The sequence below is a fragment of the Arthrobacter sp. 05L45_2 genome (genome assembly GCF_056397525.1).
Genome location: NZ_JBFTNO010000094.1, coordinates 1 through 11,026, shown reverse-complemented (window position 1 = coordinate 11,026; position 11,026 = coordinate 1). Strand labels below are relative to the sequence as shown.

Annotated in this window: 14 protein-coding genes; 4 read left to right on the top strand and 10 right to left on the bottom strand. The window is 68.5% G+C overall.

The window, feature by feature from the left end; genetic code table 11:
* Positions 1 to 460: 460 nt before the first annotated feature.
* The 3 genes from rpsN to rpmB are packed head-to-tail and all read right to left on the bottom strand — an operon-like array spanning position 461 to position 1,174.
* Positions 461 to 766 carry a 30S ribosomal protein S14 gene (gene rpsN, locus AC1DHD_RS09150; RefSeq protein ID WP_043485315.1) on the bottom strand — a complete coding sequence of 102 codons (306 nt, stop codon included), beginning with the start codon at positions 764 to 766 and terminating at the stop codon, positions 461 to 463.
* 4 nt (positions 767 to 770) lie between these two features.
* A complete protein-coding gene (gene rpmG / locus AC1DHD_RS09145; protein ID WP_056737121.1) occupies positions 771 to 938 on the bottom strand; it encodes a 50S ribosomal protein L33 in 168 nt (55 codons plus the stop codon).
* On the bottom strand, positions 938 to 1,174 hold the full coding sequence (rpmB, locus tag AC1DHD_RS09140; protein ID WP_011693744.1) for a 50S ribosomal protein L28: 237 nt from the start codon (positions 1,172 to 1,174) through the stop codon (positions 938 to 940). The genes rpmG and rpmB overlap by 1 nt, the downstream gene beginning before the upstream one ends.
* Positions 1,175 to 1,641: 467 nt before the next feature.
* Between rpmB and AC1DHD_RS09135 the strand changes: the two genes are divergently transcribed.
* From AC1DHD_RS09135 to AC1DHD_RS09125, 3 genes are read left to right on the top strand one after another with little or no spacing between them, the layout of a single operon-like run.
* Entirely contained in the window at positions 1,642 to 3,084 is a 1,443-nt protein-coding gene (locus tag AC1DHD_RS09135; RefSeq protein WP_476879402.1) for a ferredoxin reductase family protein, read from the top strand.
* The gene (locus AC1DHD_RS09130; RefSeq protein ID WP_476879401.1) at positions 3,081 to 3,581 is read left to right on the top strand and encodes an FMN-binding protein; all 501 of its coding nucleotides are present in this window, start codon (positions 3,081 to 3,083) and stop codon (positions 3,579 to 3,581) included. Before AC1DHD_RS09135 ends, AC1DHD_RS09130 begins: the two co-directional genes overlap by 4 nt.
* A complete protein-coding gene (locus AC1DHD_RS09125) occupies positions 3,565 to 4,386 on the top strand; it encodes an FAD:protein FMN transferase (protein ID WP_476879400.1) in 822 nt (273 codons plus the stop codon). Before AC1DHD_RS09130 ends, AC1DHD_RS09125 begins: the two co-directional genes overlap by 17 nt.
* 18 nt (positions 4,387 to 4,404) lie before the next feature.
* Here AC1DHD_RS09125 and AC1DHD_RS09120 read toward each other — a convergent pair whose 3' ends face one another.
* Together AC1DHD_RS09120 and AC1DHD_RS09115 are read right to left on the bottom strand one after the other, a co-directional pair.
* A complete protein-coding gene (locus AC1DHD_RS09120; protein ID WP_476879399.1) occupies positions 4,405 to 5,166 on the bottom strand; it encodes an SGNH/GDSL hydrolase family protein in 762 nt (253 codons plus the stop codon).
* A 51-nt stretch (positions 5,167 to 5,217) separates the two neighbouring features.
* A complete protein-coding gene (locus tag AC1DHD_RS09115; RefSeq protein WP_476879398.1) occupies positions 5,218 to 5,697 on the bottom strand; it encodes a MarR family winged helix-turn-helix transcriptional regulator in 480 nt (159 codons plus the stop codon).
* Between the two features lie 148 nt (positions 5,698 to 5,845).
* Between AC1DHD_RS09115 and AC1DHD_RS09110 the strand changes: the two genes are divergently transcribed.
* On the top strand, positions 5,846 to 6,133 hold the full coding sequence (locus AC1DHD_RS09110) for a YciI family protein (protein WP_476879397.1): 288 nt from the start codon (positions 5,846 to 5,848) through the stop codon (positions 6,131 to 6,133).
* 1 nt (position 6,134) lies between these two features.
* Here AC1DHD_RS09110 and AC1DHD_RS09105 read toward each other — a convergent pair whose 3' ends face one another.
* The 5 genes from AC1DHD_RS09105 to AC1DHD_RS09085 form a co-directional block, all read right to left on the bottom strand.
* Positions 6,135 to 6,959 carry an SGNH/GDSL hydrolase family protein gene (locus AC1DHD_RS09105; protein WP_476879396.1) on the bottom strand — a complete coding sequence of 275 codons (825 nt, stop codon included), beginning with the start codon at positions 6,957 to 6,959 and terminating at the stop codon, positions 6,135 to 6,137.
* 74 nt (positions 6,960 to 7,033) lie between these two features.
* On the bottom strand, positions 7,034 to 8,038 hold the full coding sequence (locus AC1DHD_RS09100; protein ID WP_476879404.1) for a siderophore-interacting protein: 1,005 nt from the start codon (positions 8,036 to 8,038) through the stop codon (positions 7,034 to 7,036).
* A 62-nt stretch (positions 8,039 to 8,100) separates the two neighbouring features.
* The gene (locus tag AC1DHD_RS09095) at positions 8,101 to 8,949 is read right to left on the bottom strand and encodes an ABC transporter ATP-binding protein (RefSeq protein ID WP_476879395.1); all 849 of its coding nucleotides are present in this window, start codon (positions 8,947 to 8,949) and stop codon (positions 8,101 to 8,103) included.
* Position 8,950: 1 nt separating this feature from the next.
* Entirely contained in the window at positions 8,951 to 9,970 is a 1,020-nt protein-coding gene (locus tag AC1DHD_RS09090; RefSeq protein ID WP_476879403.1) for a FecCD family ABC transporter permease, read from the bottom strand.
* 35 nt (positions 9,971 to 10,005) lie between these two features.
* The coding region (locus AC1DHD_RS09085; protein WP_476879394.1) for a FecCD family ABC transporter permease at positions 10,006 to 11,026 on the bottom strand (1,021 nt) is incomplete at its 5' end.

Genomic DNA, 11,026 nt, shown 5'->3' with positions numbered 1-11,026 from the left:
TACAGGGCCGCGACTCGCTCCGGAGCAACTTTTCAAACTTACCCGCTCCAGCAGTCCTAAGCAAATCAGCGTTACCGCCAATCACCAGTCCCACGAACAGGCCCCCACCCGGAAACAGCACGCACAACTGCGAACCATTTTCCAGGCCGTTTAGAAAGGGAGTCGGTCGCTATCTTTCCGCATCAGCGGCGGCGACTCGAACTACTCTACACACCAAACCGACCCCGAACAAATCGACCCCCACACCACCCCCCAGGCGTCAGGATCCGCGGAACGGCGGGGCAAAACGGGCCGCCAGTCCCCCAACCGGGCCAACCGGCGTCGGACATTGGGAGTGTGTGCTCCGTCACCGCGGCGTTCCCCGATGGTCGGGGGTGCCGCCGGCGCTTAACGGCAAAAGGGGCCGGCAACCATATGGTTGCCGGCCCCTTTTCAAGCCACTGGCTTCAGGAGTTCTGAATTACCAGGAAGACTTCGTGATGCCCGGGAGCTCACCGCGGTGAGCCATGTCGCGGAAGCGAACACGGGAGATACCGAACTTCTGGAACGTACCGCGGGGGCGGCCGTCGATGATGTCGCGGTTACGCAGGCGGACCGGCGACGCGTTGCGGGGAAGCTTCTGCAGGCCCAGGCGTGCGGCTTCGCGTGCTTCGTCGGTTGAGTTGGGGTCAACCAGAGCCTTCTTCAGTTCGAGGCGCTTTGCAGCGTAACGCTCGACGATGACTTTACGCTGTTCGTTCTTAGCGATCATTGACTTCTTAGCCATGTGTTTAGCGCTCCTCTCGGAATTCGACGTGCTGGCGGATCTTGGGATCGTACTTCCGCAGAACCATACGGTCCGGGTCGTTACGACGGTTCTTGCGCGTCACGTAGGTGTAACCCGTGCCCGCGGTCGACTTGAGCTTGATGATCGGACGTACGTCCTTGTCCTTTGCCACTAGAGCTTCACTCCTCGTGCCAGGATGGCGGCGACGACAACGTCGATGCCGCGTACGTCGATGGTCTTGATGCCACGTGCAGAGACCTGCAGGGTGACATTACGGCGCAGGGACGGAACCCAGTAGCGCTTCTTCTGGATGTTCGGGTCGAACCGGCGCTTGTTGCGGCGGTGCGAGTGCGAAATGCTGTGTCCAAAGCCCGGCTCGGCTCCGGTCACCTGGCAGTGTGCTGCCATGACGACTCTCCTCATAAAAATGAAATGAAACGGCTTGCGGAGTTCCCGCAGGTCCGTGCAGTAGGCGGCGTCCGCATCCAGCCCCGTCTTCAGCAGGCGTTCAGCAACCGGCAGGCCGGCTGCAGTCAGGACTGCGGTGAATATTGTGGGTCACGGGCACCAAGCGGTGATATCCATAGGGAACCACCGGGAAGGGCCGGGATGCTGGGCGAATACAGGAATGCGCGCAACTTGAGCCCCTAACTACCGGCCACCGGGCTGCCTGAACTTCCAGACATTCCCGCCAACCGGAGCAATTGCACACGCTCCGCGCCACCTAGCGCCTACCAAGTCTACGAGCTTGGCGAATTAAAGACCAATCCGGCCGCCCAGGGTGTATAAGCGGAGGCGGACCCGTGCAGGTGAGTCACATCCGCGACGCAGTTCTTTCACAGCAAAATGAAAGGCAACGGGCAGACTCTGGAGCCATGAACACACCGACCCAGACAGTCCTGCAGCCAGCTGCCCGACCTGCTCCGGCTGCCGGAAATCCCTTTGCAGGGCAGCACCGGCGGCGCCTGTTCAGGGCAGACCTCCTCACCGTCATAGCGTGGGCGTCAGTAGCGGCAGCGATCGCCCTATGGCTGGCCGACGGCGGGGCGGCCGGCATCACGAACCTCGCCGGCGCCCTCACGGCAGCCGGGATCGTCGCCGGGCTGGCCGGCATGGATTTGGTCCTGCTGATGCTGCTCCTGGCTGCTAGGCTCCAGGTCATCGACTCCGCCGTCGGCCACGACCGTGCGCTGGAATTCCACCGCAAACTCGGGAAGCCCTCGCTGTACCTCCTGCTGGCCCACGGCATCCTGATAGCCATCGGCTACGGCCTCGCGGAAGGGCTCGACCCGATCAGCGAATCGGTAGCCCTGTGGGTAAAGGTCCCCGACATGTGGCTGGCGTTCATCTCCATGGCGCTTTTTATCGCCGCGGTGGTGACCTCGCTGGTGGCGGTCCGCCGTCGTTTTCCCTATGAGTTCTGGTACGCGGTGCACCTCCTGACCTATGCCGCGGTGCTGACGTCCCTGCCTCACCAGTTCAGCGTTGGCGGACTGTTCGCCCAGGGCACCTGGCAGCGCTGGTACTGGCTGGCCGTCTGCATCGCCACCGGCGCCGCACTGCTCCACTACCGGGTTCTGGAGCCAATCGTCGCAACGTTCCGTCACCAGCTGCGGGTCAGCCGGGTGGTGGGCGTTGACCGCGGGGTGGTGAGCATCGAGATGACCGGCCGGCACCTGGACGAGCTGGCCGGCAGCGGCGGACGGTTCTTCATCTGGCGGTTCCTCGCCCCGGGACAGTGGTGGCACCCGCACCCGTTCAGCCTCTCGGCTGAGCCGGTTCAGTACGGGGCCGACGGCGCCGGCCGGTTGCGGATTACCGTCCGGAACCTGGGACGGGGCTCGGCCGCCCTCGCCCGGCTGAGGCCCGGCACCAAAGTCGCGATCGAGGGGCCTTATGGACTTTTCAGCACCGCGGCCCGTAGCCGCAGGCACGTCGTGATGGTGGGCGCCGGCATCGGCATCACCCCCATCCGCGCCCTGCTGGAAAGCACACCGTTCGCGCCGGGCGATGCGACGGTGATCCTCCGGGGACACAGCCGGGCCGGGCTGTACCTGAATGACGAGATCCTCGAGCTCTGCGAACGCCGTGGCGCCACCTTGTTCCACCTCACCGGCCGGCGGCCCAGGGGTGTCCAGACCTGGCAGCCCGACGCCGAAGCCCGGTCCGGCTACCGGCTGGCGAGCTACGCACCCCACCTGGCCGACGCCGACGTTTACGTCTGCGGGCCCGCCGCCTGGGCACGGAACGTCCTGGATGACGCCCGCCGGGCCGGTGTGCGGGAAGAACAACTCCACTACGAAAGGTTCGACTGGTGAGAATTCGCGCAGTAGTTTCAGCAACCCTGGCCTCCGTCGGGATCCTCCTGGCCGGCTGGCAGTCCGGCGCCCACGTGGCGGAAACGGCGAGCGCCGTCGGCACCACAGCGGGTTCCACCGGCGCCGGGTCCGGCACCACGGGCTCCAGCGGCACCTCCGGTTCCTCGGGGTCCACGGGTTCCTCAGGGTCGATCGGCTCAGCCGGTGCGGCCGCGAAAGCGGGCGGGACGTACGCGGGCGACGTCGTACAAACCCGGTTCGGGCCCGTCCAGGTGCAGATCACGGTCAGCGGCGGAACCATATCGGACGTCGCGGCGCTGCAGCTGACCAATGAGGACGGCCGGTCCGTGCAGATCAGCAACTACGCCGCTCCCTTGCTGCGTTCCGAGGTCCTCCAGGCCCAGTCGGCGAACGTCCAGACCATCAGCGGCGCCACGATCACCAGTTCGGCGTACCTGACCTCGCTCCAGGCGGCCCTCGATGCAGCCCACCTCTGAGCTGGGCCATCCGGAGCTCAAGGCCCGGACCTTCCACTGCATGGGAACGGTCATCAGCCTCACGGTTCCGGTGGGACCCGGCGGCTGGAGCGAAACGGCTGCGGCCGTATTAACGGAAGCCGCCGGCGTCGTCGAACAGCGTTTCGACGAGCTCGATGCCCGCTTCAGCCTCTACCGGCCCGGGTCCGAAGCGAGCCGGGTGGCCCGCGGCGAACTGTCGTTGCGTGATGCCTCGCAGGAGTTCCGCGATCGCTACGCCGAGGCCGCCGACTGGCGGCTCCGCACCGAGGGCGCGTTCACCCCGGAGCGGCCGGACGGCGTGCCCGACCTCTCCGGCCTGGTCAAGGGCGTCGCCATCAAGGAAGCCGGGGCCGCGCTGCACTCACTGGGTCTGGCCGACTGGTGCCTCAACGCCGGCGGCGACGTACTGGTGGACGGCTCGCCGATCGTTGGCAGCCGGGCATCGTGGCAGGCCGGGATCGTCGATCCGCAGGACCGGAGCACCCTGATTGCCGCCTACCCGCTGGGCGGAGCGGACGGAGCGGGCCCAGCGAGCGCAGCGGCCCTGGCCACCTCGGGCTCCGCCGAACGCGGCGACCACATTTGGACCCCCGGTGCGAGGATCCGCGAATTCCAGCAGGTCTCGGTTGCGGCGGCGGACATTGTCACCGCCGATGTCCTCGCGACGGCCATTGTGGCGGGAGGGATCCCGATGCTGAACCGGGCCACGGCGGGATGGGACGTCGAGGTGCTCGCCATAAGGATCGACGGCGGAATCCTCGCGACCCAAGGCTTCCGCGCTTAGCCGGCCGCCGACGTCGTTCTAAAGACGGACGGGCTGCGGATACCGCGGCGAGAGGCCGTCGCCCGAGGACTTGCCTGTGACCCGGCGCATCACCCACGGCCCCGCGAATTCACGCACCCAACGGGCATTTGCGCGCAGTGCCTCCGCGCGGCTGAGTTCGGGAACCGGCGTCATTGGCGGGACATCGATCGAGTGGTCGTGCTCTAGGACGGCCAGGACGCGCTGGGCCATGTTGGCGTGGCCGGCGGGCGACATGTGCATACGGTCAGTGGCCCACATACCCCAGTCGTAGTATTCGCTGAACCGCCAGTAATCCACCAGCAGCGCGCCGTGGTCGCCGGCGATGCCGCGGACCAGTTCGTTGTAAATGGCGGTGCGGCCGCGCATGGTCCCGAAGATTTTGGAGCCGCGGGCATCGAACCCGGTAAACATGACCACTTTGGCGCCGGTGGCTGTGAGCTTGCGGATACCGGCGTCGTACTCGACCAGCAGGTCATCGATATCGATCTTGGGGCGCAGGATGTCGTTGGCCCCGGCGTAGATGGTCACCACGGTGGGTTTAAGTGCGACGGCGGCATCCACCTGTTCCGCCATGATCTGGCGGAGCTTCCGGCCGCGGATCGCGAGGTTGGCGTAGCCAAACCCCGGGTCGGCAGCGGAGAGTTGTTCGGCCACCCGGTCCGCCCACCCCCGGACGCCGTTGGGGCGGCCCGGGTCGTCGTCGCCGACGCCTTCCGTGAAGGAGTCTCCGAGGGCAACGTAGCGGGCGGTGAAATCCATGGAGCAAGTCTGCCATCTCTGGCTGAGAGCACCCAAGGCGCCGTTCGGGGGCTAGTCTTCGCGCAGGATCCAGTGGTCGGCGTCGAGCCGGGCAACGATCTTTTCGCCGATGCGGGCCAGGTGGGCGACGTCGTCCGGGTCCAGGGCGTCCAGGAACAAGGACCGGACGGCCTCCACATGCCCCGGGGCGAGCCCCACAATGGTGGCCATTCCGGCGTCGGTGAGGTGTGCGGTGGTGACCCGGGCGTCCCCGGGGTGCGGCCGGCGTTCCAGCCAGCCCCGGTTCTGCAGCTTCGTGACCACGTGCGAGAGCCGGGAGAGGGACGCGCTGGTGCGGGCGGCGAGTTCGCTCATGGGCAGGTACTGGCCCTCGGCTTCGGAGAGCATCGCCAGCACGTTGTAGTCGAACATCGAGAGCTTCCCGGCCGCGTGCAGCTGGGTGTCCAGGGCGGCGGGCAGCAGCGTGTTGATGCTCAGTTGGGCCAGCCAGGCACGGCGTTCGTCGGCGTTGAGCCAGCGCGGTTCGGTCATGGCTCCATTCTAGGAGCATTGAAGCTTGACGGTTCAACTTCGAACGGTGGAAATGCGAGGGGAGGCCGCTCCGGGCCCTGGAAGGGCTTGAGGTGAGTGCTCCCGGACGGGCCTCCTGGCGGCGGTGTCAACGCGGTAGGCTGGCGCTATGTACGTAGTCTCCCTGACCTACAAGGTTCCTGAGGACATCGTCGACTTCCACCTGGCGGCGCACGTCGCCTGGCTGCAGGACGCCTTCGACCGTGGCGTTTTTATGGTGGCGGGCCGCAAAATTCCCCGCACCGGCGGCCTCTTCCTGTCCAATGCGGAGCGCACCGAGCTTGACGCCGCACTGGCCATGGACCCCTTCTACGTCAACGGCGTGGCGGACTTCGACGTCGAGGAGTTCCACGCCAGCCGGGTCGCGCCGGGCTACGAGAACCTGCTGGACAGTTAGGTCAGCGCGCCACGAGCTTTTTCAGTCCGCCCTTGCGCGGGACCTTCACGGGTTCGGGCCAGCGCGGGCTGAGCTGGTCCCCCAGGGTGACGCCCCGCAGCTTTCGGCCGAAGAGTGGGAGCACCCAGTCGTGCACCCAGCGGCGTTGCCGCCGTTCCCAGTCCCGGAGGCCAAGCCGCACTGGCGGATCCCAGTCCTTCAGGCTGATGGTGTGCGGCACACCCAGGTGGTCCAGGACCTGGGCGGCAAGATATTTGTGCCCTGCCTTGGACATGTGCAGCCGGTCCGTGTCCCACATCCGGGGGTCGTGGAAGGCGTCAAAGCACCAGTAGTCCACCAGGACCGCCCCGTACCAGGCCGCCAGTTCCCGCACCCGGCGGTTGTACAGGTTGTTCCTGCGCTTTAGGGGCTCCAGCAGCACCGAGACTTTGACGTCGAATCCTGTGAAGAGGACCACGGTGGCACCGCTGGCGGCGAGCTTGGCCACCAGGTACTCGTAGTCGTCCATCAGGTCTTCGATGTCTGTGCCGAAGTCCAGGATGTCGTTCCCGCCGGCATAGAGGGTGACCAGTGTCGGTTCCATGGCGAGGGCGGGTTCCAATTGCTCGCCGATGATGTGGCGCAGGCGCTTGCTGCGAATGGCGAGGTTGGCGTATTCCCACCCGGGGTCAGCTTTGGCCAGCTTCTCGGCCACCCGATCCGCCCAGCCCCGCACCCCGTTGGGCAGGCTTTTGCTGCGGTCCCCCACGCCTTCGGTGAACGAATCTCCCAGCGCGACGTAGATCCGCCGTCCGTGGGCGCCGGGTGAAAGGTGGTTCTCGGCCATGGCGCCACGCTAACCCTGCCCGGCGACGCCGGGGTTAACGCGCGGGGCACAACGGATGGCCCGCCCCCAGGGTCCTACAGTTCGGCTTTCCCCTGCCGCCAGTACCCCATAAACGCGACCTGCTTCCGGTCGATCCCCACATCCCGTACCAGGTACCGCCGGAGTTGTTTGACGGTGCCCGCCTCGCCGGCGATCCAGGCGTAGAAGGGCAGGGCGCCGGCAGGCTTTCCGGGGTTCCGGCCGGCTTCCAGCGCCGCCGCGTCCAGCCGTGCCGGGGTGTCCCAGAGGATGTCGCTGTCCACGTTGACGTCCTCGGGTTCCGGCCCCGCGGCGGACCCGGCGGGCCTGACACCCACCCAGCCCGGTGGTGGCACGGCCGCGCGGACCGCGGACTGGAGGCGTTCGCCGTGCGGCCGCGGTCCGGCCGCCGCGTCACGGGCCAGCCAGGTGATGGCAATGTCTGCCGGCGAGGTGAGGTCCTGGAAGTCGGCCGCCGTCGGAACTTCCAGAATGGCGTGGCCGCTCAGGTAGGGAGGCAGGCTCTCGAGGATCGCGCCGATGGCCGGAACGGCCGTCTCGTCCCCGGCGAGGAGTACCCGCTGGGCGAGGCCGGGGCGCCATTCGATGCCGGCGTAGCTTCCTGCGGTGACGCAGTGCGCGGCCCGGTTGTTGGGCCCGATCAGGACCAGGCTGTCGCCCGGTGTGGCGGTGGACGCCCAGTCCGCGGCGGGGCCGCCGTTGCCCGCGGCGTCGAAGTGCAGCACGAAGTCGACGTCGATCTCGGGATAGACGGCATCGAGGCGTGCCTGCCGCACGGTGTAAGTACGCATGGCGCCGCGCACCGCTGGGTCCAGGGCCAGCCATTCGCTATACCAGCCCGGCGTCCCGGTCCGGAATTCGGGCAGTTCGATGATTGAACCGTCGACGGCCCGGGACGGGATCATCAGTTTGATCCGCAGGTCCAGGGTGTTGCCGTGCACACCGAAGTGCCGCAGCGAGTACCCGCCGAAGGTGATGCGGCGGTAGCTCGGGCTCAGTTGCTCCACAGCAGTGACCCGGACGTCGAAGGCCAGCGTCATCGGCTCGCCGGCCGGCGGGGAGGCGAGCGCCGCAGGGGCCGGGGACGGTCGGAACGTTGCGGTCATGGGATCAGCTCCAGGTGCGGGTTTGGGAGGTGGGTGGGGGCCGGAGCCGCGTAGTGGCGGCCCAGCGGGAGGATCAGCGGGGCGCCGGAGACGGGGTCGGGGATCACCCGGGACTCCAGGCCGAAGGCGTCGCGGACCAGGGATTCGGTGATCACCGCCGTCGCCGGGCCTTCGGCGAGGATGCGGCCGGCCTTCATGGCGATGACGTGGTCCGCGTAGCGTGCCGCCAGATTGAGGTCGTGCAGCACAATCGCGACGGTGGTGCCGCGGCTGCGGTTCAGGTCCGTCAACAGGTCCAGGACCTCCACCTGGTGCGCGAGGTCAAGGTAGGTGGTGGGTTCGTCGAGCAGGAGCACCTCGGTTTCCTGGGCCAGTGCCATCGCGATCCACACGCGCTGCCGCTGGCCGCCGGAAAGCTGGTCGACGGAGCGGCCCGCGAGGTCCAGCGTGTCCGTGGCGGTCATGGCGCGCCGCACGGCGCGCTCGTCCTCCGGGGACGTCCCGCCGGACCAGCCGCGGAAGAAGCCCTGGTGCGGGAAGCGGCCGCGGCCCACCAGGTCGCGGACGGTGATGCCGTCGGGCGCCGTCGGATGCTGGGGAAGAAGGCCCAGCAGGCGGCCAACTTCCCGGGCGGGCCTGGTCCGGATGTCCTGGTCATCGAGCGTCACGGTGCCGGCCGCCGGTCTGAGGAGGCGGGACAGGGCCCGGAGCAACGTCGATTTACCGCAGGCGTTGGCACCGACGATCATGGTCACTTTGCCCTCGGGGATTTCCGTGGACAGCCCCTCGATGACAGTCCGCTGGTCATATTTCAGGGTCAGGCCGGCGGCGCGGAGCGTAGCCATCTCAGATGTCCTTTCGGTTGGCGGTGACCAGAAGCCACAGCAGGAACGGCGCACCCAGGGCGCCGGTGACGACGCCGACCGGCAGCACGGTCCCGTGCAGGGCGAGCGGGGCGAGATTCGCCGCAAGGTAGTCGGCGGCCAGGACGATCAGCATCCCGGCCAGGGCGGCTGCCGGCAGGCTGGCCTTGCCCACAAAGCGGCGCGAAATGGGACCGGCGAGGAAGGCGACGAAAGCGACGGGGCCGGCGGCCGCCGTCGCCACCGCCGCGAGGGCCACGGCGGTCACGACGACGCCGAGCCGGGTCAGTCCGACGCGGATCCCCAGGCCCGCGGCGGTGTCGTCGCCCAGTTCAAGGAGGCGCAGCGGCCGGGCCAGGACCGCGGCGGCCGGAACCAGCACGAGGAGGGCGGCGGCCAGGGTACCGGCCCGGTCCCAGCTGGCGGAGTTCAGCGAACCGTTGAGCCACACGAGCGCGTCGGCAGCAGTCCGGATGTCCGCCCGGGTCATCAGGAAACTCACCACCGCCTGCAGGGCGGCGGCGATGCCCACCCCCGCCAGGATCAGCCGGTTGCCTGCCGCATCCCCCCGGCCCGCGGCGGCGCCGAGCGCACCACGGCGGGAGATGGCGGAGATGAGGGCGGCGACGCCGAGCGCGCCGGCGAGCGCGGCGCCGGAGACAGCGGCACCGGATGCCCCGAAAACGACGATGGCCGTCACGGCAGCGGCACTGGCCCCGGAGCTGATGCCGATCACGTCCGGACTGGCCAGGGGGTTGCGGAGCATCGTCTGGAACAGGGCGCCGGCGAGGCCGAACGCCGCTCCGATCATGCTGCCGACGACGGCCCGGGGCAGCTTCTGCTCCATGACGATGAAGCTCGCGCCCGGAATCTTGGGTCCGCCCGTGACATGGGCGGCCAGGATCCTGGCGAAGTCCGGGACGGTAACGGTGTAACTGCCCAGCAGGACGGCCGCAGCGAAGAGCACCAGCACGCCAACGGCCAGCGCCGCCGTCCGGCTGATCTTCCGGGCGCGGGGCGGTACGGTGACTGCGGCGCTCACAATCCGGCCCCCTTGCTCCGGCGGACCAGCCAGACGAACACGGGAGCGCCCACCAGTGCGGTCATGATTCCGGCCGGCACCTCACCCGGCAGCAGGATCACCCGCCCGGCAACGTCGGCGGCCAGGAGCAACACCGGGGCCAGCACCAGCGAGAACGGCAGGACCCAGCGGTAGTCGGGGCCGGTGAGGAAACGGACGGCGTGCGGAACCACCAGCCCCACGAACCCGATCGGTCCCGCCAGGGCCGTGGCCGAGCCGCACAGCAATACGACTCCCAGGGCTGTGATGCCCCGGGTGAGGCCAACGCGCTGCCCGAGACCGCTGGCGAGCTCGTCCCCGAGCGCCAGGCCGTTCAGGTTCCGGCCCGTGCCGAGCACAATGGACGCGCCCAGCAGCAGGAACGGGAGTCCGCCGCTGATGACGGACCAGTCGCGCCCGGCGATGCCGCCCACCTGCCAGAACCGGAACCGGTCCAGGGTGTCCTGGCTGGAGACAAGGATGACGTTCATCAGCGAATACAGTCCGGCGCTGAGTGCCGCGCCGGCGAGGGCCAGTTTGACCGGCGTCGCCCCGTCCCGGCCCAGCGACGCAATGAGGTACACGGCGGCGGCCGCCACGGCCGCGCCAAGGAACGCGAACCAGATGTAACCCTGCAGCGAGGAAATCCCGAAGACGTAGATTCCCGTCACCACGGCCAGGGCGGCCCCGGCGTTGACGCCGATAATGCCCGGGTCGGCGAGCGGGTTGCGGGCCACCCCCTGCATGGCCGCCCCGGCGAGCCCCAGGGCCCCGCCCACCAGCAGGCCCAGGACGGTGCGTGGGATGCGGGCGTGCACCACGGCGTGGTCGCCGTCGGCCGGATCGAAAGCAGTCAAGGCCTGCCACACTGTCCCGGGGCCAAGGCCGCGGGCGCCGACGGCTAGGGACGCCGCCGTCACCACGGCAAGGACGACGACGGCGGCCAGCAGCCACGCGGCGCGGCCCGCGCCCGCCGTACGGGGCGCCGGGTCCCGGGGC

Coding starts and splice junctions, on each gene's coding strand:
- AC1DHD_RS09115 (WP_476879398.1), bottom strand. CDS start 5,697: ATGACCGAACCGCGCTGGCTCAACGCCGACGAACGCCGTGCCTGGCTG.
- AC1DHD_RS09110 (WP_476879397.1), top strand. CDS start 5,846: ATGTACGTAGTCTCCCTGACCTACAAGGTTCCTGAGGACATCGTCGAC.
- AC1DHD_RS09095 (WP_476879395.1), bottom strand. CDS start 8,949: ATGGCTACGCTCCGCGCCGCCGGCCTGACCCTGAAATATGACCAGCGG.
- rpsN (WP_043485315.1), bottom strand. CDS start 766: ATGGCTAAGAAGTCAATGATCGCTAAGAACGAACAGCGTAAAGTCATC.
- AC1DHD_RS09105 (WP_476879396.1), bottom strand. CDS start 6,959: ATGGCCGAGAACCACCTTTCACCCGGCGCCCACGGACGGCGGATCTAC.
- AC1DHD_RS09120 (WP_476879399.1), bottom strand. CDS start 5,166: ATGGATTTCACCGCCCGCTACGTTGCCCTCGGAGACTCCTTCACGGAA.
- rpmB (WP_011693744.1), bottom strand. CDS start 1,174: ATGGCAGCACACTGCCAGGTGACCGGAGCCGAGCCGGGCTTTGGACAC.
- AC1DHD_RS09100 (WP_476879404.1), bottom strand. CDS start 8,038: ATGACGCTGGCCTTCGACGTCCGGGTCACTGCTGTGGAGCAACTGAGC.
- AC1DHD_RS09125 (WP_476879400.1), top strand. CDS start 3,565: ATGCAGCCCACCTCTGAGCTGGGCCATCCGGAGCTCAAGGCCCGGACC.
- AC1DHD_RS09135 (WP_476879402.1), top strand. CDS start 1,642: ATGAACACACCGACCCAGACAGTCCTGCAGCCAGCTGCCCGACCTGCT.